The organism is Paenibacillus mucilaginosus 3016, from assembly GCF_000250655.1.
Taxonomy (GTDB): Bacteria; Bacillota; Bacilli; order Paenibacillales; family NBRC-103111; genus Paenibacillus_G; species Paenibacillus_G mucilaginosus.
Map to the genome: position 1 here is coordinate 6604816 of NC_016935.1, position 26012 is coordinate 6630827.

The following is a 26012-nucleotide window of genomic DNA, read 5'->3' on the forward strand; positions in this document are numbered from 1 at the left end:
CTTCCATTCACTCCTCTTTTCAAGCCAAACGGTTCGCAGCATGCACAAGGTGAATCCAGCAGGTGTATTCCCCAACCAGCCCCAGCAGCCCGCGCCAAAAAGACCCGCCAGCCTCCAGATGGAGACCGAGCGGGTCAGGCGTGCTTCCGAGCCTCCGCTTATCGGCGGCTGCGGATTTCGAAGATCGCGAACTTCAGGTAGTTGCCTTCATCCACCCCGAGAATACGCGGGTGGTCCTTCGCCGCGTTGCGGAATTCCACCAGACGAAGCGTCTTGCCCGCATCCTGGGCGGCAGACAGCACCGTCTCCAGGAACAGCTCCGGCTTCATATGATACGAGCAGCTCGCCGTAACGAGATAGCCGCCTTCGTTGACCAGCTTCATGCCGTGCAGATTGATGTCCTTGTAGCCCCGGCAGGCGCCTTCCACGCTGCTGCGGGACTTGGCGAATGCCGGCGGGTCCAGGATTACCACGTCCCACGAGCGGCCTTGAGCTTCGAGACGAACGGACGTATCGACCTTCTTCTGCCCGGCCTGGCCGCGCTCCTGCCGCTGCTCCAGCCCTTTGGCCTGCTGGCGGAGGTAGTCGAACGCATCGGCCACAACGAACTCCACCCGGTCGCCGAAGCCGTTCAGCTCGACGTTGCTGCGGGCCGTCTCCACCGCGTGCTCCGAGATATCGAGGCACGTCACCTTCTTCGCCCCGTACTGGCAGGCATGAAGCGTAAAGCTGCCGGTATGCGAGAAGCATTCGAGCACCGTCGCACCATCCCAGAACGGGAATGTCACTTCCTTGCCGCTCTTGTTGACCGGCACGAGCTTCGAAGTGCCGTCATCCAGCACGAGCGGCTTCACTTCGATCCCGCTGCGCCGGCCCCAGCCCTTCATCAGCGGGGCAATGGCCGCGCGGTTCTCCCGCTGGTCGAAGAAGTAGCCGGTCTTCTGGCCTTCTTCGATGTCAACCTGCATCAGTAGCCCGTTCTCCCGGATCGTAATATGCCGCGGGGCTTCCCCGTAGAGCAGCCCTTTGCGCTGGTCCAGCCCTTCCAGCCCGCGGACCGACACATCGCTGCGTTCGTAGATGCCGGCGGGCGCCATGACTTCGACCAGCGCCGCAACCAGAGCTTCCCGTGCACGCTCCATGCCGAGCGTCAGAATCTGGACGACCAGCACATCCTCGAACTTGTCGACGATGAGCCCGGGGAGAAAGTCCGCTTCGCCATAGACCAGGCGATAGGAACGCGTATCCGGCAGGAACCGCTCCCGGTGCTCTCTGCAGTCCTGCAGACGGCTGACGAACCACTCGCGGGTAAGCTCCTCCACCCGTTCCAGAGAAACGATCCGTACAGCCAGCTGGGATGCGGGGTTATAGTAGCCCGTCGCCAAGTACTGCCCGTTGGCCGCGTGTACGGCAACAAGTCCGCCCGGCACCGCTTCGCCGTCCACCCGATCAATCTCGGACTGGTACACCCACGGATGGCCTTCTTCCAGTCTCTTCTTGCGCTTCTTTTGTAAAACCACTACGGCCATAAAACAGCCTCCAATGTCTTTAGTAGGACGGAATCCCTTGCAGCCCCGCAGGAACAGAGCAGCCGCAGGCAGCATCCTCACCCGCCTGCGGCCTGAACCCTTGGGATCATCCTTTTATGTAATGTCCATCAGACCGCCGCCCGATTCAGCCTACCTGAAAACCGAGGGCAGCCAATGCTTTTTGCAGTACCGTATCGTTGTTGCCATAGCCCGAATTCTTCTGCTGATGCCACGCTTCCATCGGATGGAGCCACTCTACCCCGCGGATCTCCTCCACCTGGGCCTGCAGCGTTCCGCCGGTCGCTTCCACAAGGTAGTAATGAACCTCCTTGTCCACTACCCCCACACCGCTGAGCGTAAACTGGTAGGTAATGGTCTCCAGCGGCTCACGGATCGTCCCCGTGATGCCCGTCTCCTCGAGAATTTCGCGCAGGGCCGTCTCTTCGACGGTTTCGCCCGGCTCCATCTTCCCTTTGGGCAGGGTGATCTTACCGTAGCGGTCCTGGATCATCTGCACCTGAATTCCTCCGTCAGCCCTGCGGTACACCACGCCTCCCGCCGAAATTTCTTTCATATGACCACCCTTCCGTCTCCAAATGGAAAAGACTCCATCTGCCGGCCCGGGGGAACCGGCGAACCCGCCCTCCCCGGCGCAGCAGATGAAAGCCTTCTGTGTATTCTCATCGCGCCTCGGTCACTTTCCTTGATCGGCCCATGGACGAACCGCTCCATTCATGCCCCGCCGCTCTCAGACAATTGCCTTGGCCGCCTGCCCCGGAATCGACTCGGCCGCCTGCTGTGCCGCCTGTCTCTTCGGCAGCGTGACCACGCCCGCTTCGCTCGGCACCTCGACAAGGGTGCCCCGGCACTCGTTTACGCCCGCTTCGGTGACCCGTACACGGCATACGCGGCCGATCCACTCCTCGCTGCCCTCGAACACGAGCTGCAGGTAGTTATCCGAGTAGCCCATGATGAGTCCGCTGCCCGGCTGCCCCTTGTAGTCGCGCTCCGGAATAACCTCCAGCACTTCGCCGACAAAACGCTCGGCATAAGCAAGCTGCATGCGCTCGGACAGGTCGATCAGCTCATGCACGCGGGCATTCTTGATCTCCTCGTCCACCTGGTCCTCCATCCGTGCGGCCGGCGTGCCGGTCCGCTTGGAGTAAGGGAACACGTGCATCTCGGAGAAGCCCATCCGCTCCATGAAGGCATAGCCTTCGCGGAACATCTCCTCCGTCTCACCTGGGAAGCCTACGATCACGTCCGTCGTGATGGCCACGCCCGGCATGATGCGGTGGATGTGCTCGATCTTCGACGCGAACTCGGCGGTCGTGTACTTGCGGCGCATCCGCTTCAGCACATCATCGCTGCCCGCCTGCAGAGGAATATGCAGGTGGCGTGCGATCTTGCCGGACTTCTGAAGCACCTCGAGCACCTCATCGGTGATCTGGCTCGCTTCGATCGACGAGATCCGGATCCGCTTCAGGCCTTCAACCTTGTCGAGATCCCACAGCAGCTTCGCGAGGCTGTAGTCTTCCATGTCCTCGCCGTAGCCGCCGGTATGGATGCCCGTCAGGACGATCTCCTGGAAGCCGGACTCCACGAGCATCTTCGCCTGGCTGATGACACTCTGCGGGTCCCGGCTGCGCATGAGGCCGCGGGACCATGGGATAATACAGAAGGTGCAGAAGTTGTTGCAGCCTTCCTGAATCTTGAGGAAGGCACGGGTCCGGTCGGCAAAATCCGGCACGTCCAGCTCCTCGAACGCCCGCGTCTTCATGATGTTGCGCACCGCGTTGATCGGCTGGCGCTCCGTTTCGATCTGCTTCACGAGCGTCATGATCTTGTCGCGGTCCTGTGTCCCGATGACGAGATCCACGCCCGGAATCGCCAGAATCTCCGCAGGAGACGTCTGGGCATAGCAGCCCGTCACCGCTACGATCGCCTCCGGATTGCGGCGGACCGCCCGGCGGATCATCTGGCGGCTCTTCTTGTCGCCGGTGTTCGTTACCGTGCAGGTATTGATGACGTACACGTCGGCCGTCGATTCAAAATCAACCTGCTCGTACCCCTCCTGCTTAAACAGCTGCCAGATCGCTTCCGTATCGTAGAAGTTTACCTTACAGCCCAGTGTGTGAAAAGCGACTGTTGCCATTTATTCTTCTCCTCCCATCTCTCCGGCTTCATATAAAATACAGGTCAGGCCCACCATTGCGGCCGTCTCTGTCCGCAGTATCCGTCTTCCGAGGGCGACGGGCCGGCAGCCTGCGTTCTCCGCCTCCATGGCTTCACGCTCGGTGAAGCCACCTTCCGGTCCGATGATGAGCAGCAGCTTCGCCCTGCCCTCCTCGGGCTTCCGGCCTGCGAGCACGCCGCGAATGACCGACTTCAGCGCCTGCTCCCCCTGCTTCTCATAGCAGAACAGAGCCGCGTCGGCTTCGCCTGCGAGCTCCATCAGGCTCTTCCACGTGCGGACCCCTTCGACCGAAGGAACCCGGTTGCGGTGCGCCTGCTCCGCCGCCTCCTTGGCGATTTTCTGCCAGCGCTCGGTACGTTTGCCTTCTTTCTTGCCGTCTAGCTGCACGACGGTCCGCTCCGAAGTGAACGGAATGAAGCGGGAAGCGCCGATCTCCGTACCTTTCTGGATCACGAGCTCCATCTTGTCGCCCTTGGGGAGACTCTGTGCCACCCAGACTTCCACCCGGGGCTCATTCTCCATCGGGAGCTCTTCCGCGACCTCCGCCAGCACCTGGCCGCCTTCCAGCGTCTGAAGACGAACCAGCGCCTCCCGGCTCACACCGTCGCTGACGATGCATTCGTCGCCCGGACGGGCACGCATGACCTTGATCAGATGGTGCGCGTCATCGCCTGTAATCGTTACCGTCATCCCGGCCCACTGCGCCGGCTCGATGAAATATCTCTGCATGCGGATTACCCTTCATTCTTCAGCCAAAATAGTCAGACCGCTTGTACATAGAAAATCATGTAGAAACGGTCATCCTCCATCATACACGTTTTGCGCCGGGAATACCAGCGTTCCCATCATTCTCCTGACGATGCTTACCTCATGCCGAGCAGGCCGGCTGCGAGCGCCTGCATTCCATTCATAATGGGATCCTGCAGCGCGAAGATCGGACCCAGGGTTACGTTACGCAGCGGCGGGATGAAGAACATGAGCAGGATCGCATAAAAGAGCCACTGCTCATAAGGCTTCACCTTCAGCATGACACGCCGCGGCAGCAGGTCCTCCAGAATCCGGTACCCGTCCAGCGGCGGGAACGGAATCAGATTCAGGATGAAAAGCAGCACGTTCAGACTGACCAGGTAGTTGAAGAACAGGGACAGGGCGTCCCTGACCCCCACTGAAGCACCGGTCAGCACTCCGAAGCGGATCAGCGCAAAATAAATGATAACTGAAATCAAAGCCAGCACGAGGTTGCTGACCGGCCCGGCCACGGAGACCAGGATGCCCATCAGCCGGGGCGAAGCGAAGCGGCTGCGGTTCACGAGAACCGGCTTCGCCCACCCGATGCCGATGATCAGGAAAAAGATCGTCCCGAGCACGTCTAAGTGCACCCGGGGATTCAGCGTCACCCGGCCCATCGAACGGGGGGTTGGGTCCCCGAACTTGTCGGCCAGGATCGCGTGGGAAAACTCATGCACGGTAAACCCGAGCAGCAGGGCCAGGAACACAAACGGAAGATGCTCAACAGGATAAGCCAGAAAATTCAAATCCACGAGGAGGCACCTACGGCTTTCTCGCGATGATGACGACCCAGTCTCCCTCGACGTTGCGGCCGGCAATCTCGAAGCCCTCCGCCTTCAGCGCCTCTTCCACGGATTCCTGCTTCGGCAGAATGATGCCCGAGACGATGTAGGTACCGCCGGACACCAGGGCGTCATAGACATCCTTCACGAAGAGAAGGATGATCTCCGCCAGGATGTTCGCCACCACGATCTGCACCGGCAGCTTCACGCCGACCGATGCCCCCTCCTGCGTGCCGCTCTCCTTCAGCACGCCGAGCAGGTCGCTCAGCTTCACCGTGATGCGGTCATCCAGGCCGTTCAGGTGCGTGTTCTCCGTTGCCGAGGAGACCGAGACCGGATCAAGGTCGAGCGCCAGCACATGCTTCGCGCCCAGCTTCGCCGCCGCGATCGCCAGGATCCCGGAGCCTGTCCCTACGTCGATCACGTCTTCGCCGCCTTGAATGACGCTCTCGAGCGTCCGCAGACACAGTGCCGTTGTCGCATGCGTCCCCGTGCCGAAGGCCATGCCCGGATCGAGCTCAAGGATGATTTCCTCCGGTCCCGGCGTGTACTCTTCCCACGTCGGCTTGATCGTCAGCCGCTCGGAGATGCGCAGCGGCTTGAAGTACTGCTTCCAGGCGTTCGCCCAGTCCTCATCGTCCACATCCTGCAGCTCGTACGTAGGATGGCCTGTATCGATATCGAATTCCGCCAGCTGCTCGATCCGCTCCTTGAGCTCGTTCACGATCGGGCCCATCTCCGTGCCTTCGGTGAAATAGCCTTTGATCACGGCACGTCCTTCCGGAATGTCGTTGAGCGGCATTTCGTACCACTGGCCGAGCGAGGTGTCCCGCTTTTTGTTCAGCGTGCCCGATTCTTCAATCGAAACCCCGCCGGCTCCCAGCTCATGTATAAAGTTAGAGATCATCTCGATGGCTTCTTCGGTTGTATGTACGGTAATTTCATGGTAACGCACAGGGTAGTCCCTCCTATAGTTCACTTCAGCAGTTGGCAGCACACAGGACTGTCTGCCCTCTACTATCCAAACATGCATAACTCCTAGTATACAACAAGTTAGGTCCCGGGTAAAAATATGGGTCTGCGGGCCGCAGGATATACGGCCTCCCCTGTCCATTCTTATGATGAAAAAAACGGCCCCCCGCATGAACTTATCATGCGAAGAACCGTTGTGAACTGCCGTACGGGAGACACGGAAAATGCGGACGCACTAAGCGGTCCCGCCAGCTTCCCGGATAATGTGTCTTGCCTGCTCCGCTACGGACTCGTCGATGATGACCGTCAGCAGCGTATCGCGGCGCGACACATCCTCCTGGGAGAAGGATTCCATAACATCGGCCATGGTCCCCCCGAATCCGCTGGCATCCGTTTCGGTGGCCGCCAGGACACCAGAGTTGCGGTCAAGTCCCGATGCGCCCAGAGTTAAGAAGCCCAGCGACGGAATATTCCCGGTGATCGGGTTCATCGTCTCCTGAACGCCCGGGCCCGGATACTCGCCGAACTGGTCTACGCGCACTTCCGATGCGCGCAGGGCCTTGAGCTTTCCGATACAGCTCTCGGCCTGCGCCGGAGAATGAAAATAGGCCATTATGCTCTGCTCTGCCATTGCTTCTATCCCTTCCTATTCCCGCTCTTGTCTGGCATCGGCCAGATCTGCGCGTTCCTGCGCTTCCAAATCATTGGCATCCGCCAGCTCGCTGGAGAATTCGACATCCTCATTTTTGGCGATAGGCAGCTGGCTTCTCGACCGCTCCTGATTTCCGCGACTCATGGTGGACACTCCCTTCCCTTCAATCTTGCGGATGTATGCCGCTTTGGTATTGTCCGCAAATTCCAGGGGAATATGCGCAGGGCGCAGCGCAAACCCTATCTACGCGTGTGTGCTGGGTGATGCTTTTGACGCGCTTGGAGGGAATACGTATGGGGTTCCAGCCGCTGTTGACCTCGTGTCCCATTAGAATTGGATTAGAGGTGAGGACACGAGGTCAAAGGCGGCGCGTAAACTTTCCACCCCATACGCATTCCCCGGTTTGCGCTGCTCCCTGCTTTTAAAAAATAAAAAAACACGGCAGCTGAGTTACCGCTGCCGTGCTCTTTTTGCGTGCTGAGCCATATTCTTGCGTGTGATAGGGTTGCTCCCTACACCAACTTAATCGCCCAGGAACGCTTTCTTCATCCGTTCGAAGATCGACTGGTTCTGCTCATGCGTATGCTCGCCGCTGGTGCGGGAGAATTCGCGGAGCAGCTCCTTCTGGTCTTCGTTAAGGCTCGTCGGCGTGACGACGACGACCTTGACGTGCTGGTCGCCTTGGCCGTAGCCGCGCAGGCGCGGAACGCCTTTGCCCTTCAGGCGGAAATACGTATCCGTCTGGGTGCCCGCCGGAATCTTGAGCTTGACCTTCTCTGTCAGCGTCGGGATCTCGATCTCGTCGCCCAGTGCCGCCTGCACGAACGTCAGGGGCACTTCGCAGTAGATGTCGTCGCCTTCGCGCTCGAAGAAATCATGCGGCTTCACGCGGAGCACCACGTACAGGTCGCCCGGAGGGCCTCCCCGGGTCCCCGATTCGCCTTCGCCCGAGACGCGAAGCTGGGCTCCGTCGTCCACGCCGGCCGGGATGTTCAGGTTGATCTTGCGCTGCTTCTTTACCTTGCCCGCGCCGTGGCACGTTGAACACTTGTCCTTGACAATCTGCCCCTGGCCTTGGCACGCGGAACAGACGCGGCGGTTCACGATACGGCCGAAGGCCGTGTTCTGCACAACTTCCTGCTGGCCGCTGCCGTGGCAGACACCGCAGGTCTCCGGCTTCGTTCCGGGCTTGGCCCCGCTGCCGTGACACGTTTCGCAGTTCTCGGTCCGCGGAATCTGGATGTCCATCTTCTTGCCGAAGATGGCCTCCTTGAACTCGATGGTCATCGTGTACTGCAGATCGTTGCCGCGCTGGGGCGCGTTCGGATTCCGGCGTCCGCCGCCGGCTCCGCCGAAGAACATGTCGAAGAGGTCGCCGAAGCCGCCGAAGTCCTGCGCTCCGCCGCCGCCCATGCCCTGGTTCGGATCCACATGGCCGAACCGGTCGTACTGGGCCTTGCGCTGGTCATCGCTGAGCACGTCGTAGGCTTCTTTGGCTTCCTTGAATTTCGATTCGGCGTCAGCCGCTTTGTTGACATCCGGGTGGTATTGGCGGGCAAGCTTGCGGTACGCCTTCTTGATCTCTTCCTGCGAAGCGTCCTTGCTGACCCCCAGCACCTCATAGAAATCACGTTTGCTCATCGTTCCACTCCTACTCCCAGGGCTGGCAAGGCTCCGGCACGACGGACCGTCCTTCTGTCCGCCGCCCGCCGGCATGCCTTCCGCACCCATCTTCTACAGACGGAAAGTCAAAGCCGGCGTGCGGCTTTGACTCCCCTTTGTACTATGCTAATGCTAACATACCTCTTACTTCTTGTCGTCAACGACTTCGTAATCGGCATCCACTACATTGTCTTTGCCTTTGCCGGCATTCCCCTGCGGCTCGCCGCCTTCAGGAGCTCCACCCTGCTGGGACGCCTGCTCATACAGCTTCACGGACAGCTGCTGCACCACTTCGGTCAGCTGCTCGGTTGCCGCTTTGATCTCCTCGAGGTTGTCGCCTTCGAGCGCCTTCTTGACTTTCTCCTTGGCTTCGTTGGCCTTCTCGATCTCGGACGGGTCAACCTTGTCGCCGAGGTCCTTGATCGTCTTGTCGACGGAGTAGACGAGCTGGTCCGCGTTGTTGCGCACTTCGACGAGCTCTTTGCGCTTGCGGTCTTCTTCGGCGTGAGCTTCGGCTTCCTTCATCATGCGGTCGATCTCTTCATCGGAGAGGCCGCTCGAGGAAGTGATGGTGATCTTCTGGCTCTTGCCTGTGCCCTTATCCGTCGACGTAACGTTAACGATCCCGTTCGCATCGATATCGAAGGTTACTTCGATCTGCGGAATACCGCGCGGAGCCGGAGGAATGTCGCCGAGGATGAAACGGCCGAGCGTCTTGTTGTCGGCTGCCATCGCACGCTCACCCTGCAGAACGTGGATTTCCACGCTAGGCTGGTTGTCGGCATACGTCGTGAACACCTGCGACTTCGTCGTAGGGATCGTCGTGTTGCGGTCGATCATCTTCGTGAAGACACCGCCGGCGGTTTCGATACCCAGGGACAGCGGAGTTACATCGAGGAGCACCACGTCTTTGACATCGCCCGTCAGGACGCCCGCTTGAACCGCTGCACCGAGGGCAACGACTTCATCCGGGTTGACGCCCTTGTGAGGCTCTTTGCCGATCAGGCGCTTAACGGCTTCCTGTACGGCTGGAATACGGGTCGATCCGCCCACGAGCACGACTTTGTCGATCTTGTCGGCCGACAGGCCGGCGTCGCTCAGCGCCTGGCGCGTTGGGCCCATCGTTCTCTCGACGAGAGTCGCGGACAGCTCTTCGAACTTCGCACGGGTCAGGGACAGCTCCAAGTGCTGCGGCACGCCGTCTACCACCGTGATGAACGGCAGGGAGATTTGCGTCGTGAGTACGCCGGAGAGCTCTTTCTTCGCCTTCTCGGCCGCATCCTTCAGACGCTGAACCGCCGCTTTGTCCTTGCTGAGGTCGATGCCGTGCTCTTTTTTGAACTCGGCTACGAGGTGGTCGATGATGACTTGGTCGAAGTCGTCGCCGCCGAGACGGTTGTCACCGGAAGTCGCCTTTACTTCGAAGAAGCCGTCGCCGAGCTCGAGGATCGATACGTCGAACGTACCGCCGCCGAGGTCATAGACCAGGATCGTCTGGTCTTCGGACTTCTCAAGGCCGTAAGCCAGAGCTGCAGCCGTAGGCTCGTTGACGATACGCAGCACTTCGAGGCCCGCGATCTTGCCCGCATCCTTCGTCGCTTGACGCTGGCTGTCGTTGAAGTAAGCCGGAACGGTAATAACCGCTTGGGTAACCGGTTGGCCGAGGTAGGCTTCCGCATCAGCCTTCAGCTTTTGAAGAATCATAGCCGAGATTTCTTGTGCGGAATAGTCCGTACCGTCGATGTTTTCCTTATGGTTCGTACCCATGTAGCGCTTGATCGACATGATCGTGCGGTCCGGATTGGTGATGGCTTGACGCTTCGCGGTTTCGCCTACTACGCGCTCGCCGTCCTTCTTGAAGCCTACCACGGAAGGAGTCGTACGGTTCCCTTCCGGGTTAGGAATAACAACCGCCTCGCCGCCTTCCATGACAGCTACGCAGGAGTTCGTGGTTCCAAGGTCAATACCGATTACTTTACTCATGAGGAAAAGGCCTCCTTAGAAATTTCATGTTGAATCCTTTTACTGCCATCTATATGCTATGAGCTCACTTTAACCATAGCCGGACGAAGAACCTTATCCTTGAGGAGGTAGCCCTTCTGGACTTCTTCCACAACGATGCCTTCCTCGTGTTCATCCGACTCCACCTGCATAATCGCCTGGTGGAACTCCGGGTTGAAAGGTGTACCCACGGTTTCCATCGGCTTCAGACCCTCGTTCGTAAGAACGCCGTCCAGCTGGCGGAAGATCATGTCAACCCCTTTGATGAGGGCGTCGTAGTCTTTATTGTCACGGCTGGCTGCCATAGCCCGCTCGAAGTTATCCACCACGGGGAGAAGCTGCTCGATCAGTTTCAGCGAAGCGTACTTGGCGAAGTCTTCCTTCTCCTTCAGCGTACGCCGGCGGAAGTTGTCGAAGTCGGCCTGAGCGCGCAGTACGCGTCCCTGCTGCTCTTCGAGCTGCTTCTTCAGCTGCTCGATCTCCTGGTTCACAGGGTTCTGCTCCACTTCCGCTTCCTCGTGGGCCGCTTCCGTTTCGCCATGCTCATATGTAGCCTTCGCTTCCTGTTCGGCTGCGTCACCGGCTGCCTCCGGGTTTACCCCTGCGCCGTCTTTCTGTTCCGTATTCAATATTGTCACCTCCTTAACCGATTCGGCCGCGGGGCGGCTGGTACTCCCGCCCCTTATGCCCCGTTTCTCTATAGTAGTGTGTCCATAGATAGAGTGAATGCAAACCTTGGCTTTGCGGCCGCCGGCCCCGTCCTACTCTTCGGTCCGCGGCTGCCGCATCTTGATGACCGTGTGAATGCGCAGGATCGCCGCCGCCACTTCGCCGGCCGCCTGAAGCGCATGAAGCTTCACATCGGCCGGGTCCATGACCCCGATCGCCGCCATGTCGGTCACCGCGCCCGTATCGCAGTCGATCGCGAGCGCATCATTGCCCGTGGCGATCTGCGCCGCCTTGACCTCCTCGACCTTCTCCAGCGGGTTGTACCCCGCATTGACGACGATCTGGGCCAGCGGCCGGCGCAGCGCTTCGGCGACGGCGGCGATGCCGAAGCCTTCCATGCCCTGCACCGTCTCGCGGTAGCGCTCGAGCTCATGGGCCACGGCCGCTTCGGCGGACCCGCCGCCGGGCAGACAGCCGCCGCGCAGCGCCGCCTGGACGCTTGATGCCGCGTCCTTCGCGATCCGCAGGCGTTCGCCGATCACCTCGCTGGTCGAGGCTCCGACCACGATCGTGACCTGGGCGCGGCCCTTGCCTTCGCCCATCCGGACACTCTCGAGCCGCTCGTCGTAGGAGACGTGGCCCGCGTAGCCGAGATACCCGGCCAGCTCTTCGGCCGGCTTGCCTAGACCGGTGCGCCGCAGCGGGCGCGCGCCGGTGTAGTCGGCGATTCGCCGAAGATCCGCGCGGGAGATGCGCTGCAGGACCATGATGCCGTGGTCCGTGCAGAACTGCTCGGCTTCGGGGTCGACGCCCCGGTCCGAGGCGATGAAACCGACCTGCAGCTCCACAAGCTTCGGCAGCAGGGAGCGGAACTGCTCCCGCAGCTGCATCTGCTTCTGGAAGCCGGAGTCGGTCATCAGCGCCTCGTCATGCACCGACTCGGGCTCGAACGCATCCTGGAACAGGAGCACACGGGCCGAGTCCGGCGGGAAGTCCGGCTGGGCGTTCGCGGGGCGCTTCTGGATGAGCAGCCCGGGCCATACTTCGTTACGGGCCCGGCTGTGGGATACGATCGTATCCGAGAAGCGGAACTGGGGATCCCGCATCTTCGGCAGGCCGAGCTTCTTCGCCCCCTCGATCACGAGCCGGGCAAGGTCTTCGTTCTCGCGTCCGGCGACATAAGCGATCGAGTACAACTGCGGGTCTTCCAGCCCTTCGAGCGGACGGGCCCGCTTCGCGAGCATGCGCAGCCCCGCGGCCACGCCCTCCTGCACGCCCCGCACGACCTTGGCTACAGGCACGCCCCGGGTAACCTGGGCGGTGCCTTCGGCCACGATCGCGCCGGCAAGCACCGTCGCGGTCGTCGTCCCGTCGCCGATCTGCTCCTGCTGGGAGCGGGCGACCTGAATAAGCAGCCGCGCCGCCGGGTGAGTGACATCCATCTGCTCGAGAATCGTCACCCCGTCATTGGTGATGATGACTTCGCCCCGGGGGCCGACGAGCATCGTATCGAGCCCCTTCGGTCCGAGCGTCCCCTCGACGGCGGACGTGATGGCCCGGATTGCCCCCGCGTTGTTGCGGAGCGTCGCGTACGCCTCATCGCCTTCCCCGCCGGCCGGTTTCACGCCGCCGCTCATTTGTACCATCTTCCCATGAGCTTCGTCATGTCCTTCGACAGGTAATCGAGCAGCTGAATCACCCGCGCGTAGTCCATCCGCGTCGGCCCGAGAATGCCGATCGTGCCGAGCAGCTGTCCGTCAATCGAGTAGGACGCGGTAATGAGCGAGCAGTCGTTCACGGCTTCCATCTTGTTCTCGCTGCCGATCCGCACCTGGATGCCGCCCGCTCCCGCCGCTCCTTCGAAGAGCTGAATAATGCGCGGCGCTTCGCCGAGAAGGTCAAGGATGCTTTTCACCTTATCGACATCCTTGAACTCCGGCTGCGTCAGCATGTTCGTCGTTCCGCCGAGGAAGATGCGCTCATCCTCGTCTCTGTTCGTGACGACATCGATCATGCCGAGAAGCTCTTCGTAGCCGGAAACATAGGAGCTCATCTCCGCGGCGATCTCGCTGTAGAGCTTCGATTTGAAATGCAGCAGCGGTACGTTCTGCAGCCTGGCGTTCAGGATGTTGACGAACTTCTCGATCTCGGACATCGGGATGCCCTCGGGAATCGTCACCGTCTTGTTCTCCACCTGGCCGGTGTTCGTTACGATAATCGCCACAGCCGTACGCTCATTCAGCGGTACGATCTGCAGGTGCTTCATCGTCGTGCTGAGCATCTCGGGCCCCATGACGATGGACGTATAGCTCGTCAGATTCGAGAGAATCATCGCCACCTGCTGGATGATCCGCTCCATCTCCTGCATTTTGTCCGCAAAAAACCGCTTGATGAGGTCCACCTCTTGAAACTCCTGATTCGCGGCATACGTCATCAGGTGATCCACGTAATACCGGTAGCCCTTATGCGAAGGAATCCGGCCGGCCGACGTATGCGGCTGCTCCAGGAAGCCCATCTCCTCAAGGTCGGACATTTCGTTACGAATGGTGGCGGGGGAGAACCCCACATTACCGCGCTTGGAGATGCTGCGGGAGCCGACCGGCTCTGCTGAACGAATATAGTCATCTACGATGGCACTGAGGATCTGTCGCTGGCGTTCGGTCAACATAATTCATCCCACCTTCAACCATTGGTACCTTGCTTATTCCTTATATAAACCCACGCATGCTGTACTGGCTTAAGAACATTACAAAGGGCCGCGCAGAGGAAAAACCCCCTGACGGGCTTGTCGTTAGCACTCCGTCGAAGTGAGTGCTAAGCTAATACAAAAATAACAGACCCAAAGGGTCTGTGTCAAGTCAATCCAGTCGTTTGAGCACCGCGATTTCGTCGCAGCAGTGCTGTTTTTTGCAGTGGATGCAGTCGCGCCACACCTTCTCCGGGAAGATCTCCTTCGGCACGACGGTGAACCCGCTGCGCTCAAAGAATTTGACTTCATAGGTCAGCGCCATCAGCTTCGGAATGCCTTGGGCTTTCGCCTCCTGCTCCAGCAGCGAGACGATCGCTTTGCCGATCCCCTGTCCCTTGTGCCCTTCCGTGACACCGAGCGACCGGATCTCCACGAGATCCTGGCCGAGCCGGGTCAGAGAGCCGCAGCCTACAAGCTCATCGCCGATCTCTGCAACGACGAACGTATCGAGCTGTGCCGCGAGCGTCTCCCGGGTGCGCGGAAGCATAATTCCTTTTTCCGCATACCCTTGAATAATATGATACAGTCTGTCAATATCCTGCTCCACCGCTTTGCGGCAGGTTAACGTCGTCGTCATTGCAGATCCCCACCATTTCCTCTAAGTCTGCCTTCAAGAGAGAACCGGCCCTGCATACTCCCTGCGGAGCCAGCAGACGCTTCTTCTCAAGGTCGATATCCGCGAACGTCCCTTCGGGGCGTCCGCCTCTATCAACTGAAGAAAATCATATGAATAAATATACAACACGACGTATAATCCATCAACCCATTTTTTACTCCGTCAGTCCTTTTTTTGCTCCGCGAGCCCCAAAAATTCACCGAACACCTCGTTGCCGAGCAGGATGCCCTGCGAGCTCAGACGGTATCCATCCCCCGTGTTCTCCAGCAGCCCCTTGCCGCACAGCTTGCCGAGCACATCGCCGAAGACGGATTCGAGAGAAACGCCGAACTGGGTCTCAAAGTCATCCCGCTTCACGCCCTGCAGCATCCGCAGCCCCACCATCATGAAATCCTCCATGGCCTCATCGGCAAGGATCTCTTCGGTGCTCAGGAGGGGACGCCCTTTGCGCGTCGCATCGATATACGGCTGAACGCCCTTGATATTGACGTGACGGAGGCCGTGCACATACCCGTGCGCCCCGGCGCCCAGGCCGTAATAGCTCTGGTTGCGCCAGTACATCGCGTTGTGCCGGCTCTCGTAGCCCGGCCTGGCAAAGTTGCTGATCTCGTACTGCCCGTACCCTTCACTCTTCAACCGCTCCATCAGGGCGAGGAACATCTCGAGCTCCGCTTCCTCTTCCGGCAGCTTCAGTTCGCCGCGCTGATAGAGGGTGTGGAACAGCGTGTTCTCCTCCACCTTGAGGCTGTAGATCGAATAGTGGGGCAAGTCCAAGGCGAGCGCCTTCGTCAGCGTATCCTGCATGATCTCCGGCGTCTGGCCCGGCAGACCGAACATCAGGTCGATTGACAGGTTCGTGAAGCCGGCCTTCCTTGCATTCTCCAGACTCCGGTAGACGTCGTCGGTGTTGTGAATACGTCCGATGCCCTCCAGCAGCCCGTTATCGAACGACTGCACCCCGAACGAGATGCGGTTGACCCCGCCCTCGCGCATCGCCTGGAGCTTCTCCAGGTCCGTCGTGCCCGGATTCGCCTCCATGGTGAATTCAATATGCTCCGACCAATCCGGAAAATAGCGCTTCACGCTGTCCAGAAACACCTTCATCTGCGGGGGGGTCAGCACGGTCGGCGTCCCGCCGCCCACAAAGATGGTCTGAATCTCCCCCGGGGGGACGAGGCGGACCGTCTCGGCCATCTCTCTCTCCAGCGCCTCCAGGTAGTCCATGACCGGCTGTCCCTTGAGCACGTAGGAATTGAAGTCGCAGTAATGGCACTTGTTCGTACAGAACGGGATATGAATGTATACCGCCGCCGGCGTTTGTTCTAGGTGCATTCTATGCATCGGCGTTCCCTCCTGCGCCCGTCCGGGCGCTCTTCTTTTATTTACCCGGCCCGGCTCCGATGACTCGAAGCCGCCGGCTTTCGTCCCCAAATCAAAAGCAGGTGCCGGTCTCCCCGCCAAGGGGGGGAGTCCGAAAGCACCTGCCGGCGTATCTGTCTTAGTTGTCGTCGAGCTTCAGGACGGCCATGAACGCTTCCTGCGGCACCTCTACGCTGCCGACCTGCTTCATCCGCTTCTTGCCCTCTTTCTGCTTCTCGAGGAGCTTCCGCTTCCGGGAGATGTCGCCCCCGTAGCACTTGGCAAGAACGTTCTTGCGCATCGCCTTGACCGTCTCGCGGGCGATGATCTTCTGGCCGATGGCCGCCTGGATCGGCACCTCGAACATCTGGCGCGGGATGAGCTCGCGCAGCTTCTCGCAGATGATGCGGCCGCGGTTGTAGGCGCGGTCGCGGTGCACGATGAACGACAGGGCGTCGACCTGCTCGCCGTTCAGCATGATGTCCATCTTCACGAGGTTCGACTGCTTGTAGCCCGACACCTCATAGTCGAACGAGGCATAGCCCCGCGTGCTCGACTTCAACTGGTCGAAGAAGTCGTACACGATCTCGGACAGAGGGATGTCGTACTTCAGCGTCACCCGCGTCGCATCGAGGTATTCCATCGTATTGTACTCGCCGCGCTTGTTCTGGCACAGCTCCATGATCGTTCCGACGTAATCCTTCGGCACGATGATCGAAGCCTTGACGTAAGGCTCCTCCACGAAGTCAATCTTGCCCGGTTCCGGGAACAGGGACGGATTCTCGATGTTCAGCACGTTGCCGTTCGTCTCATGCACTTTGAACACCACGCTCGGCGCCGTCGTGATCAGCGGAATATCGAACTCGCGCTCGATCCGCTCCTGGATGACGTCCATGTGCAGCAGTCCGAGGAAGCCGCAGCGGAAGCCGAAGCCGAGCGCCGTCGAGGTCTCCGGCTCGAAGCTCAGCGACGCATCGTTGAGCTGCAGCTTCTCGAGCGCCTCGCGAAGGTCGTTGTAGTCGCTCGTCTCGATCGGGTACAGTCCGCAGAACACCATCGGGTTGATCTTGCGGTAGCCCGGCAGCGGCTCCGGCGTCGGATTCTTCGCATCAGTGACCGTGTCCCCGACCCGCGTGTCGCCGACATTCTTGATCCCGGCCACGATGAAGCCTACGTCGCCTACTTCGAGCGACTCCACCGTGCTCATCCGCGGCTTGAACGCCCCGACTTCGATGACATCGAATACCGCTTCGGTCGCCATGAACTTGATCTTCGAGCCCGCGCGGATCGAACCGTCTACCACCCGCACGTAGACGATAACGCCCTTGTACGGATCGTAGTGCGAGTCGAAAATAAGCGCCTTCAGCGGGTTCTCCGACTGCCCGGTCGGCGCCGGCACCTTCTGGACGACCTGCTCGAGGATCTCCTTGATGCCGATCCCCGCCTTGGCGGAAGCCAGTACCGCTTCGCTCGCGTCAAGGCCGATAACATCCTCAACCTCGGTCTTCACGCGTTCAGGGTCTGCGCTCGGCAGATCGATCTTGTTGATGACCGGAAGGATCTCGAGGTTGTTGTCGAGCGCGAGGTACACGTTCGCCAGCGTCTGCGCCTCGATCCCCTGCGCCGCATCCACGACGAGCAGCGCGCCTTCACAGGCCGCCAGGCTTCGGGAGACCTCATACGTGAAGTCGACGTGTCCAGGGGTGTCGATAAGGTTCAATATATAATCCTCGCCGTCGTCGGCGCGGTAGTTCAGCCGTACAGCCTGCAGCTTGATCGTAATGCCGCGTTCGCGCTCGAGATCCATCTGGTCGAGCACCTGATCCTGCATCTCCCGCGAGGTCAGCGCCCCGGTAAACTCGAGAATACGGTCCGCCAGCGTGGATTTCCCGTGGTCAATATGGGCGATAATGCAAAAGTTTCTGATCTTCTTCTGTCTGGCCTGAATATCCATCGGCAGCTAAACCTCACTAACCTGCAATTTTTACAATACTTCTTATTATAGCAGTTGTGGGGCCGTGCATCAATGTACCCTGCCTATGGACTTTCATCCAGGGGAGATCAACGGCTTCGCCGCCCTTTATGGACGATGAAAAAGAGAGCCCCCTGCCCACAGCTTCAAGCCGCGAATCGGAGCTCCCTCCCTAAGTCCGACCCTATTCCAGCACCGCCTCCACCATCGAAACGAACAGCTTGATGCCGTGGCGCGTGACGATCTGCAGCAGCTCGCCCGCCTTGTTGCCGAGCCGGTTGATTCCCGTATCGGCGGCAGGCTCCTCCGCAGGGCGGGGCAGGGGCCGGTCGTTCCCTTTGACCTGGGACACCGCCGCCTCCTTGACCGGCTGGGGCGCCGCAGACTTCCCGGCCGGGGCCGCGGTGTAAGTCCGCGGCTGGACGGCGGTCTGCACCCGCTCCAGCGGCCCGTTGATCCGCTCGGTTCCCTGCGTGGCCAGGGAGACGCCGAAGAAGATACAGAACCCCATGGCCAGCGCCACCCCGCCGAACATCACCGCCGCATTCCCCTTCATCGCCATCGTCCCCCTGTCCGTTATCGTCCTGGGAGCCCTCTCCGGGCCCCGGCTCCGCTATCCCTGCTTTTTGCCGTCTCCTTCGCCCTGCGGTTTCGCATCGACCTTCTCCGCGTTCAGGATCACCTCGGAGATCGCGTCCGCCAGGGCGTCGACCGTCCGGTAGCATTCCTCCAGCGTGTTGTCCACTCCGCCGACTTCGATTAATACGCTGTTCGGAGAAAAATTCTGGTTATACACCCCGTTGCCTTCACCGCTCTTCGCGTGGATCCCCTTGGAGAGGCCCGGATACTTCTCCTGCAGCGCCTTGTCGATCCGCTCCGCGAAGGCGTAATTCTCCTTCCACTTCGGGTTCTTCCCCCCGATGATGAAATAGATCTGGGCGTAATCCTTGCCGCCGATCCGGGCGGTGGTCTTGTCCCTGCGCTGGGAATCACGGTGGATATCGAAGTAGAAGTCGAGGTCGGGATGCCCTGCCATCGCCTCCTGCAGCGTTTTGAAGGAGTACTTATAAGAATAGTAGTAATTGAAGGTCTTCTCGATCGCGGGATAGTTCTTGTCCGAATGCACCGCGCCGATGCCCTCCTTCTCCAGCCTCTGCGCCAGACGCAGCCCGACCAGCGTCACATTCTTCTTGGGGTCGTACGCCTTGTCCGGATCTTTGACGCCCGGCAGCTCCGGAAGATAGGATTCCTGGTTGTGAGACTGATAGATGAAAGCCACGTTCTTGCCCGCCGAGCTCGGCGGCTTGGCCTGTGCCGGAAGCGCAGGTCCCATCACCGGCCCTTCTTCGCCTCCCGGGTTCGCGGTAATGGAGCCCGCCTCCCCGACGTTCTCCCCTTTGAAGAGGTCCTGGGACGTCGGCCCGTAATCCTCCGGCGAGTCGACGACGAGTCCTCCCTGCGGCGTGCTCAGCACCACCGGCCGGTCCATCCCCGGCATCTCGCGGGCAATCAGCGTCTTCGGATCATCCGGATTGATATCCGTGACGAGCGAGAAGAGAAAGCCCGAGATGTTCGACTGGGAGAAGGTGAACGACTGCCGGTCCGCCTGGAGATGCGGCACCTCCATCCCCATCATATCCATGAAAAACCGGCTCGATACCGAGGCTGCCAGCCCCTTCATGGAGGAGGACGGCGCCGTCCCCGTCAGCTTCGACTGCATATACCCGAGGACCCCGAGTCCCAGGAAAAACACCAGGCTTCCCGTCATCAGAATCGTAAGCGTGCGCGTGTACACGCCGATGGCTTGTCCCGTTTTTTTATACCTGCTCCAGCTTGCCGTTACGGCTGACCATTTCATCATAGCCCTTCCTCCTTCAGCCCTTCTCTACTATCTAACTCTATGAGCGGAGGCCGGAGGGTAGAACCAAAAAAGAAGAATAGAACGACTATGCCGATAGAGGCGCATGATAGAATCAAATCCGGGAGAGAAACCTGTCCTTAAGCTGCAAACTGGGTCTCAGCTTCGGGCTTCTGACTCGCCCGGGCGCTCTCCCGGCCGATCCGCAGGCTCGCAGAGCTGACCGACCGGATCGCCCAGTGCGATCTGACCGTAGAAGTCAGGACGTCTTCCCGGGACGAAGTCGGCGTCCTGGCGCAGAGCTTCAGCACCATGGTGGGCTCGCTGAAGACGCTGATCCGGGAGGTCGATGAGAGCTCCGCGCAGGTTGCGGCGAGCAGCGAGCGGCTTACCGCCAGTGCGGGGACGACCTCCGGCGTCACAGGACATATCGCCGAGCTCATGCAGGAGCTGGCCTCCCAGACGGAACGCCAGACGGCATCAGTCCACGCTTCCAAGCAAGCCGTGGACGAAATGAGCGTTCAAGTGGACCGGATGGCCAGGGATACGGATCAAGCAGCAGCTGAGGCCCAATCCGCAGAAACACAGACCGCTTCCGGTCTTCAGGCGATTCAATCCGCAGTGGAGGGGATGGACTGCGTGGATACGATGACTGCCCGCATGAACGGTTATCGAAAGCCTTGCGGCCCGCTCCGTGGAAATCACGGAGATGAACCGCGTCATCCGTGCCGTGGCCGTTCAGACGAATATGCTCGCACTGAATGCCGGTATTGAAGCGGCACGGGCCGGAGTACACGGGCAGGGCTTCTCGGTCGTCGCAGCGGAGATCCGCAAGCTGGCCGAGCAGTGCGCCGCCTCCTCCGCCGCCGAAGAGCAGCTCGCCTCCATGCAGGAGTTCGCCCACTCGAGCGCGCAGCTCTCCTCCATGGCCGATGAGCTCGGACGCATGCTGCGCCGGTTCAGAACCACCCGACACGCGGCAGCGCCAAGCAGGCCGGCTGTGCAACATAAAGAGGCATCCACCTGCCGCAGCAGGCCGGATGCCCCTTGTGCTTGGTCCCACCTTCCGGTCGTACGGAGCCGTTCAGTGGGTATAAGCCGATACGTTATTCGTGTCCACCGCTTCATGCAGCGCCGCATTGAGGCCGTTCGCGATGATGTTCGCAATGTCCTCGATGAACTGGTCGATCTCCTTCGGCGTAACCAGCAGATCGTGGCCGAGCGGGTTCAGGACTTCCTTCACGAGCTGCAGCCGCTCCCCTTCCTGCATCGCATCCAGCAGGCCGAGGATGTGGCCCGTGTTGGAGGTCTGCTTCTGGAAGTGGTTGTGCATCATGTCGAAAGCGTTGTTCACGATCGTGGAGGCATACACCACGGTCGGCACGCCGATTGCAATGCAGGGCACACCGAGCGTGTCGATGGTAAGGCCCTTGCGCTTGTTGCCGATCCCGGAGCCCGGGTGGATGCCCGTGTCGGCGATCTGGATCGTCGTGTTCACGCGCTCGAGCGAGCGGGACGCCAGCGCATCGATCGCGATCACGAGATCCGGCTTCGAGCGGTCCACGATCCCTTGGGCGATCTCGCCGGTCTCGATTCCGGTCGTTCCCAGTACGCCCGGTGCCACGGCACTCACCGGCCGGTACCCCGGGGAAACCTGGCCGGGCATCAGCTCGAAGAAGTGCCGGGTGACCATCACGTTCTCTACGACCATCGGTCCGAGCGCATCCGGCGTCACGTTCCAGTTCCCGAGGCCGACGATCAGCACGCTGGCATTCGGCCCGATATTCAGCTTCTGCAGGAAGCGTTCGAATTCTTTGGCGAACAGGGTCGCCACCCGGTCCTGCAGCTCCGTATCCTTTTTGCGCAGCTCCGGCACGTCGATCGTAATGTAATGCCCCGGCAGCTTGCCGATCGTCTGCGAAGCTTCGGGTGTGGTGATATCAATGAGGGAGACCCGGATTCCATCCTCGTCATAATTGGTCTTATGTAATCCCGGAATCAGCGTTCCTCCCGCCGAGGCCATATCATGCGCCTCCAAGGCCAGGTCGGTGCGGACCGAATATTCGCTCAGGTCGAGACTCATGAACCCATCTCCTTTCATCTGGTGCACTCTTCCTCGGTTTATTGTGCCAAGCCGAAAGAGCCGTTATGCAAAAGTTTTGCAGGCTTTCCCACACTCTATTGCAATTTGGATGGGCTCATGTTAGAATATCAAGAGTTGTCAATAGACCGCTTTTTTGTGTCTTTTGCAAGTTGTAGTAGGAGGTGAATCGTCAATGCCAAACATTAAATCCGCAATCAAACGCGTGAAAGTGAGCGAGAAGCGCCGTCTGCGCAACGCATCTCATAAATCCGCTCTCCGCACGGCTGTGAAGTCTTTCGAGACAGCTGCAGCAGGCTCTAACGTGGAAACGGCTAAAGCCGCTCTGATCGCTGCCAGCCAAAAGCTGGACAAAGCCGCGACTAAAGGCTTGATCCATAAAAACGCCGCAGCCCGCAAGAAGTCCCGCCTGGCGAAAAAGCTTAACGCTCTTTCCGCTCAAGCGTAATGCTTGCAAAGCGATAAATAAACGCGTACCGTTCTTAGAACGGTGCGCGTTTATTCTTTTTACAGGCAGGCGCAGTGAGATCAGCTTTCCATCACACAAAAAAGATCCTCCCTTCGGGTTTCCGGGGAGGATCTTTTTGCTTGTTCTTCTATTATACTCTCGCCTGCCAGGCAACCTTCAAGCCTGCACCTTCAGGAAGCCAGCCTGAGCAGGAACAGCTCGAGACCGAGCACTTTGTCGATCCGGCCGCTCTTCATCTGAAAGTCAAGGTCCGCCAGCTGCTGCAGGATCGACCCGAGCCGCTTGAGGTCGAACCGGTTCGCCTGCCCCGCCGCAATCTTGACGCCATAGGGATGAAGGCCGATCTGGCTTGCGATCTGCTGCTGCGAATACCCCTGGCTCATCAGGTCCTTGACCTGGAACATGATCCGGAACTGCCGGGCCACCAGCATGACGATCTTGATCGGCTCTTCTTTACGCCGCAGGAGCTCGCTGAGCATGGTGAACGCCGGATCCATCTGCATCTGAACGATATGCTCGATGAGCTGGAAGATGTTCTGCTCCGTCGTGCGGCTGACCAGCTGCTCGAGATCATCCGCCGTCAGCGTCCCGCCCTGGCCTGCGAAGAGCGCACACTTCTCCACTTCCTTCGTCAGCGCCTGCAGGCTTGTACCCGTATAGAGAATGAGCCGGTCCACAACGCCCGGCGCGAACTCGAACCCGCGGCGCTTTGCTTCCTGCGTCACCCACTGGGTCAGCTCATCGGCGGAGAGCATCGTGCAGGGCACAAGCACATCCGCCTCTTTCAGCGACTTGACAATTTTCTTGCGCTCATCGAGCTTCTCCGCGTCCACCGTGAAGATCAGCACCGAATAATCGACCGGAGACTTCATGTATTCGGACAGCTTCTCCAGCCGGTGCTCGACTTTGTTGCTCTCCTTGGCTCCTGTCAGGAACAGGGCGTTCGACGCCACAACGAGCTTGCGCGGCACCATGAACGGAAGCGTCTCCGCCTCCTCGATAACCGACTCCACCGGCGTCTCCGCCAGATCGTATCTCGTCACGGCGAAGGCCCTGTGTTCGGGCTCCACCAGCTTGTCCGTCAGCCGGGAGATCAGCTCCTGAATCAGGTAGGTCTCGCCCCCGTAGCACACATAGATCGGTGCAATCTCTCCCCGGCCGATCCGCTTTACTGCCGTTTTATAATCCATCCTGCGCGATGCACCCCGTTCTTCTTCTATGCTCCCATGATAACAACAACAAAGGGATTACGTCAAAACCCCGGAGGGTTTGACCTAATCCCTTTGCCCGAAACCCATCTATATAAACACCCCGTTCCGGGCTCTAGAAACCCGGGGTGAGGTGGTCATACGACGTGGATCGATGAATTCTGTATAGTTCAGTATACGCCGCGAGGGCCGAAAGTGTGCATGATTTGCATCCGATCCGTCAGACGATGCCGGACTACGGCGTTTTCTTCGCTTCGGCTTCGGTGCCCGCCTTGGCATCCACGATAAAGCAGCGGATCTGGCCGCCGGTCTCCATCTCGACGTGGTAGGTCAGCTTGCCGTCCGACCACTTCTTGAGGTCGATCCGGTCGGCGTCCGACCAGTCCATGCTCGTGAAGACCAGCTTGCCGTCCTTATCCTTAATCTGTACCTTGCCGTCTGCCACGACGGCCGTATAAGCTCCGCCTTCGGCGGCCAGCTCATGAACCGGCACTGCGGAACGAATGCTGCTGCCGCCCATAAGGGAAGTGCTCTCCCCCGTTCCACCCGGCGCTTCCGGCGGGGACTTGGCATCGGGTGCCGTCAGCGACTGCGCACTGCCTTCACTGCCGCCCTCGGCCGCGCGGAACGTATCTGCCGCTTCGCCGGAAGGCTCACCGGCAGACTCCTGCTCCCCGCTGCCTGCCGCGGCGCCTTCAGGCGCTGCCGGCTCGCTAGACGCCGGTTCCTTGGCTGCACCCGCCGGCGGCACGACTTCAGCTTGCTGGCCGGTGCCGGTCTCTTCCGTCTTCGGCGGCAGAGCCGGCTGGTTCTTTGACGCCGCCCTCTGCGACGGCTGCTCCTGCTTGGGGGCCGGAGCTTCCTTAGCCTCGGTACCCGCAGGCTGCTTCGTGGTCGAGCCTGCCGGAGGCGCCGGTTGTTCGCCCTCCGGTGCCGTGCTGCCGGTGTTCGTATTCGCGCCGTCGGCCGGCTTCACCTCATCCGTCACAGCCGGCGGATTCAAGGCATCCGCCTTGGGCGGTTCCCCGCCGCCGTTCTGGCCGGCACCGCCGCCTGCCGCATTCTGCTCCGCCGCCCCAGCGGCCGCCGGTGCCGGAGAGGCACTCTCTTGAGCGCTGCTGCCAGTAAACCCGCTAAGAAGTTGATCGGCATCTTGTCCCGGCTGTCCCTGGCCGAACAGGAAGAATCCCAGCACCAGCCCCGCGGCCACTACGCCGCCAAAGACCGGGAACGAAACCCATTCCCGCACGTTCTTGCGCCAGCTCCCCCGCTCCGGCCGCGGAGCCAGCCGCGGCTCCGCGGCTGCCGGAGGCGCGGACGGCGCCTTCTCCATGCCGGCCGCCAGTCCCTTCTCCGCAGTATCCATCCCCTGCGCTTCCAGCTCTTCCAGCTTTGGCAGAATGGCGTCGACCAGGGAGAACGGAGGCAGCACCTTCGGCAGGCTTTCGAGCTCCTGAGAAACGTTCACAAGACGCTCGAACAGCTCCGTGCAGTCCGGACAGGCTTCCAGATGCACCAGCATCCGGCGGTATTCCGTCTCGTCGAGATCCCTGTCTAGGTACCTCTGCATCAGTTCGATCACCTCTTGACACATCATCCCCGTACACTACCTTTCTGCGTTGTGGCTGTATCCCTTGATCTCATGTTTGATTCCAATACTCTCTCTCTGCTCATGATCATTACCCCCGAACCGCGTCCCGGCTCGGCTTCTTGTACTCTCCGAGGATCGTCTGGAGCTGCTGCCTGGCCCGGAACAAATACGACTTCACCGTATTGATCGGCAGGTCCAGCGACTCCGCAATTTCATTATAAGAGAAGTCCTGCAGATACCTCAGCACGACGACGGAGCGGTGATGCTCCGGCAGCTTGTCGATCGCCTCCCGGATATCCTGGGCGACGTAAGCGGACAGCACCTCATCTTCCACGCTCTTGTGGTCGGTAAAGGTGAGGTCATGCTGTTCGATGGACACCGTCGGCTTCGCTCTGCGGAACTTGTCGATACACAGATTCGTCACAATGCGCTGCACCCAGGTTTTGAACTGGGCTTTCTCTTCATAAGACCCGATCTTCGTATAAATCCGGATTAACGCTTCCTGTGCCGCATCCATCGCATCCTGTTCATTCCCAAGAATGTAATAGGCTGTGCGGTACACATGGGTTTCTATTTCACGCAGTAGGGTAATTAGAGCGTCGCGATCGCCCGACTGGGCAGCCTTGATTAATTCAGGCGCTACCACTGGGATCCCCCTCTCTTGCAACCTTATAAACGTGCGGGGCCGCAAAAATGTTGCAGCTCTCTTCCGATAACTCTACCAGCATATCAAATTCCTTTATGTACGGATAGGGTGACCCGCCCGTCCCCTTCAGCCAAATTTTGTCACCTATTATACGTGCAGACGCCTGTTTTGTTTCGGTGCCGTTACACAA

The 26012-nt window shown here is 59.9% G+C and carries 24 protein-coding genes and 1 pseudogene; 3 read left to right on the plus strand and 22 right to left on the minus strand.

Translation table 11 applies throughout. The annotated features are described in order from the left end of the window. Positions 1-158: 158 nt before the first annotated feature. The 18 genes from PM3016_RS27265 to PM3016_RS27345 all read right to left on the minus strand — a co-directional run bounded on the left by PM3016_RS27265 (position 159) and on the right by PM3016_RS27345 (position 19810). The gene (locus PM3016_RS27265; RefSeq protein ID WP_014371672.1) at positions 159-1529 is read right to left on the minus strand and encodes a class I SAM-dependent rRNA methyltransferase; all 1371 of its coding nucleotides are present in this window, start codon (positions 1527-1529) and stop codon (positions 159-161) included. 145 nt (positions 1530-1674) lie between these two features. Beyond that, positions 1675-2103 (minus strand): NUDIX hydrolase, encoded by a 429-nt coding sequence (locus tag PM3016_RS27270; protein ID WP_013917828.1) that lies wholly within the window; start codon positions 2101-2103, stop codon positions 1675-1677. A gap of 174 nt (positions 2104-2277) precedes the next feature. Next, positions 2278-3684: a tRNA (N(6)-L-threonylcarbamoyladenosine(37)-C(2))-methylthiotransferase MtaB gene (mtaB, locus tag PM3016_RS27275; RefSeq protein WP_014371673.1), complete on the minus strand. Its 1407-nt coding sequence runs from the start codon at positions 3682-3684 to the stop codon at positions 2278-2280. Next, complete coding sequence (locus PM3016_RS27280) at positions 3685-4455, minus strand: 16S rRNA (uracil(1498)-N(3))-methyltransferase (protein ID WP_013917830.1); 771 nt, start codon at positions 4453-4455, stop codon at positions 3685-3687. A 134-nt stretch (positions 4456-4589) separates the two neighbouring features. Further along, positions 4590-5267: a site-2 protease family protein gene (locus PM3016_RS27285; RefSeq protein WP_013917831.1), complete on the minus strand. Its 678-nt coding sequence runs from the start codon at positions 5265-5267 to the stop codon at positions 4590-4592. A 10-nt stretch (positions 5268-5277) separates the two neighbouring features. Then, on the minus strand, positions 5278-6252 hold the full coding sequence (gene prmA / locus PM3016_RS27290; RefSeq protein WP_013917832.1) for a 50S ribosomal protein L11 methyltransferase: 975 nt from the start codon (positions 6250-6252) through the stop codon (positions 5278-5280). A 252-nt stretch (positions 6253-6504) separates the two neighbouring features. Beyond that, positions 6505-6900, minus strand: coding sequence for a hypothetical protein (locus tag PM3016_RS27295; protein WP_014652293.1), 396 nt, complete (start codon positions 6898-6900; stop codon positions 6505-6507). A 15-nt stretch (positions 6901-6915) separates the two neighbouring features. Continuing rightward, positions 6916-7065 (minus strand): YfhD family protein, encoded by a 150-nt coding sequence (locus PM3016_RS37625; protein WP_013917835.1) that lies wholly within the window; start codon positions 7063-7065, stop codon positions 6916-6918. Positions 7066-7443: 378 nt separating this feature from the next. Further along, on the minus strand, positions 7444-8562 hold the full coding sequence (gene dnaJ, locus PM3016_RS27300) for a molecular chaperone DnaJ (protein ID WP_013917836.1): 1119 nt from the start codon (positions 8560-8562) through the stop codon (positions 7444-7446). 165 nt (positions 8563-8727) lie between these two features. After that, entirely contained in the window at positions 8728-10566 is a 1839-nt protein-coding gene (gene dnaK / locus PM3016_RS27305; protein ID WP_013917837.1) for a molecular chaperone DnaK, read from the minus strand. Positions 10567-10622: 56 nt separating this feature from the next. Further along, complete coding sequence (gene grpE, locus PM3016_RS27310; protein WP_013917838.1) at positions 10623-11213, minus strand: nucleotide exchange factor GrpE; 591 nt, start codon at positions 11211-11213, stop codon at positions 10623-10625. A gap of 132 nt (positions 11214-11345) precedes the next feature. Beyond that, positions 11346-12890 carry a TCP-1/cpn60 chaperonin family protein gene (locus PM3016_RS27315; RefSeq protein ID WP_013917839.1) on the minus strand — a complete coding sequence of 515 codons (1545 nt, stop codon included), beginning with the start codon at positions 12888-12890 and terminating at the stop codon, positions 11346-11348. Further along, entirely contained in the window at positions 12887-13921 is a 1035-nt protein-coding gene (gene hrcA / locus PM3016_RS27320; protein WP_013917840.1) for a heat-inducible transcriptional repressor HrcA, read from the minus strand. Before hrcA ends, PM3016_RS27315 begins: the two co-directional genes overlap by 4 nt. A gap of 190 nt (positions 13922-14111) precedes the next feature. Further along, on the minus strand, positions 14112-14579 hold the full coding sequence (locus PM3016_RS27325) for an N-acetyltransferase (RefSeq protein ID WP_013917841.1): 468 nt from the start codon (positions 14577-14579) through the stop codon (positions 14112-14114). Between the two features lie 201 nt (positions 14580-14780). Next, positions 14781-15950: a radical SAM family heme chaperone HemW gene (gene hemW / locus PM3016_RS27330; protein ID WP_014652295.1), complete on the minus strand. Its 1170-nt coding sequence runs from the start codon at positions 15948-15950 to the stop codon at positions 14781-14783. Between the two features lie 166 nt (positions 15951-16116). After that, on the minus strand, positions 16117-17931 hold the full coding sequence (gene lepA, locus PM3016_RS27335; RefSeq protein ID WP_014371675.1) for a translation elongation factor 4: 1815 nt from the start codon (positions 17929-17931) through the stop codon (positions 16117-16119). Positions 17932-18133: 202 nt separating this feature from the next. Continuing rightward, complete coding sequence (locus PM3016_RS27340) at positions 18134-18505, minus strand: hypothetical protein (RefSeq protein WP_014371676.1); 372 nt, start codon at positions 18503-18505, stop codon at positions 18134-18136. Between the two features lie 57 nt (positions 18506-18562). Next, positions 18563-19810 (minus strand): stage II sporulation protein P, encoded by a 1248-nt coding sequence (locus PM3016_RS27345; protein WP_013917846.1) that lies wholly within the window; start codon positions 19808-19810, stop codon positions 18563-18565. A 228-nt stretch (positions 19811-20038) separates the two neighbouring features. On the opposite strand from PM3016_RS27345, the gene PM3016_RS41490 reads away from it, so the two are divergent. Both PM3016_RS41490 and PM3016_RS37635 read left to right on the plus strand, forming a co-directional pair. Then, entirely contained in the window at positions 20039-20581 is a 543-nt protein-coding gene (locus tag PM3016_RS41490; protein WP_420798976.1) for a methyl-accepting chemotaxis protein, read from the plus strand. Next, positions 20478-20720, plus strand: a pseudogene (locus tag PM3016_RS37635) (methyl-accepting chemotaxis protein); the annotation flags it as partial. The gene PM3016_RS41490 and the pseudogene PM3016_RS37635, both read left to right, overlap by 104 nt. Positions 20721-20891: 171 nt before the next feature. Here the strand turns inward: PM3016_RS37635 and gpr are convergent. After that, entirely contained in the window at positions 20892-21890 is a 999-nt protein-coding gene (gene gpr / locus PM3016_RS27355) for a GPR endopeptidase (protein WP_013917849.1), read from the minus strand. A gap of 193 nt (positions 21891-22083) precedes the next feature. On the opposite strand from gpr, the gene rpsT reads away from it, so the two are divergent. Then, positions 22084-22356, plus strand: coding sequence for a 30S ribosomal protein S20 (rpsT, locus tag PM3016_RS27360; RefSeq protein ID WP_013917850.1), 273 nt, complete (start codon positions 22084-22086; stop codon positions 22354-22356). 191 nt (positions 22357-22547) lie between these two features. Here rpsT and holA read toward each other — a convergent pair whose 3' ends face one another. The 3 genes from holA to PM3016_RS27375 form a co-directional block, all read right to left on the minus strand. After that, positions 22548-23567, minus strand: coding sequence for a DNA polymerase III subunit delta (holA, locus tag PM3016_RS27365; RefSeq protein ID WP_013917851.1), 1020 nt, complete (start codon positions 23565-23567; stop codon positions 22548-22550). Positions 23568-23820: 253 nt separating this feature from the next. Continuing rightward, the gene (locus PM3016_RS27370) at positions 23821-25182 is read right to left on the minus strand and encodes a zf-HC2 domain-containing protein (RefSeq protein WP_014371680.1); all 1362 of its coding nucleotides are present in this window, start codon (positions 25180-25182) and stop codon (positions 23821-23823) included. Between the two features lie 82 nt (positions 25183-25264). Next, the gene (locus tag PM3016_RS27375) at positions 25265-25822 is read right to left on the minus strand and encodes an RNA polymerase sigma factor (protein WP_014371681.1); all 558 of its coding nucleotides are present in this window, start codon (positions 25820-25822) and stop codon (positions 25265-25267) included. Positions 25823-26012 lie beyond the last annotated feature (190 nt).

What these genes read in the sequence shown, in the direction of transcription:
- PM3016_RS27265 (WP_014371672.1), bottom strand. Translation starts at nt 1,529, where the DNA reads ATGGCCGTAGTGGTTTTACAAAAGAAGCGCAAGAAGAGACTGGAAGAA.
- PM3016_RS27270 (WP_013917828.1), bottom strand. Translation starts at nt 2,103, where the DNA reads ATGAAAGAAATTTCGGCGGGAGGCGTGGTGTACCGCAGGGCTGACGGA.
- mtaB (WP_014371673.1), bottom strand. Translation starts at nt 3,684, where the DNA reads ATGGCAACAGTCGCTTTTCACACACTGGGCTGTAAGGTAAACTTCTAC.
- PM3016_RS27280 (WP_013917830.1), bottom strand. Translation starts at nt 4,455, where the DNA reads ATGCAGAGATATTTCATCGAGCCGGCGCAGTGGGCCGGGATGACGGTA.
- PM3016_RS27295 (WP_014652293.1), bottom strand. Translation starts at nt 6,900, where the DNA reads ATGGCAGAGCAGAGCATAATGGCCTATTTTCATTCTCCGGCGCAGGCC.
- PM3016_RS37625 (WP_013917835.1), bottom strand. Translation starts at nt 7,065, where the DNA reads ATGAGTCGCGGAAATCAGGAGCGGTCGAGAAGCCAGCTGCCTATCGCC.
- dnaJ (WP_013917836.1), bottom strand. Translation starts at nt 8,562, where the DNA reads ATGAGCAAACGTGATTTCTATGAGGTGCTGGGGGTCAGCAAGGACGCT.
- dnaK (WP_013917837.1), bottom strand. Translation starts at nt 10,566, where the DNA reads ATGAGTAAAGTAATCGGTATTGACCTTGGAACCACGAACTCCTGCGTA.
- PM3016_RS27315 (WP_013917839.1), bottom strand. Translation starts at nt 12,890, where the DNA reads ATGAGCGGCGGCGTGAAACCGGCCGGCGGGGAAGGCGATGAGGCGTAC.
- hrcA (WP_013917840.1), bottom strand. Translation starts at nt 13,921, where the DNA reads ATGTTGACCGAACGCCAGCGACAGATCCTCAGTGCCATCGTAGATGAC.
- PM3016_RS27325 (WP_013917841.1), bottom strand. Translation starts at nt 14,579, where the DNA reads ATGACGACGACGTTAACCTGCCGCAAAGCGGTGGAGCAGGATATTGAC.
- hemW (WP_014652295.1), bottom strand. Translation starts at nt 15,950, where the DNA reads ATGCACCTAGAACAAACGCCGGCGGCGGTATACATTCATATCCCGTTC.
- lepA (WP_014371675.1), bottom strand. Translation starts at nt 17,931, where the DNA reads ATGGATATTCAGGCCAGACAGAAGAAGATCAGAAACTTTTGCATTATC.
- PM3016_RS27340 (WP_014371676.1), bottom strand. Translation starts at nt 18,505, where the DNA reads ATGAAGGGGAATGCGGCGGTGATGTTCGGCGGGGTGGCGCTGGCCATG.
- PM3016_RS27345 (WP_013917846.1), bottom strand. Translation starts at nt 19,810, where the DNA reads ATGATGAAATGGTCAGCCGTAACGGCAAGCTGGAGCAGGTATAAAAAA.
- gpr (WP_013917849.1), bottom strand. Translation starts at nt 21,890, where the DNA reads ATGAGTCTCGACCTGAGCGAATATTCGGTCCGCACCGACCTGGCCTTG.
- rpsT (WP_013917850.1), top strand. Translation starts at nt 22,084, where the DNA reads ATGCCAAACATTAAATCCGCAATCAAACGCGTGAAAGTGAGCGAGAAG.
- holA (WP_013917851.1), bottom strand. Translation starts at nt 23,567, where the DNA reads ATGGATTATAAAACGGCAGTAAAGCGGATCGGCCGGGGAGAGATTGCA.
- PM3016_RS27370 (WP_014371680.1), bottom strand. Translation starts at nt 25,182, where the DNA reads ATGATGTGTCAAGAGGTGATCGAACTGATGCAGAGGTACCTAGACAGG.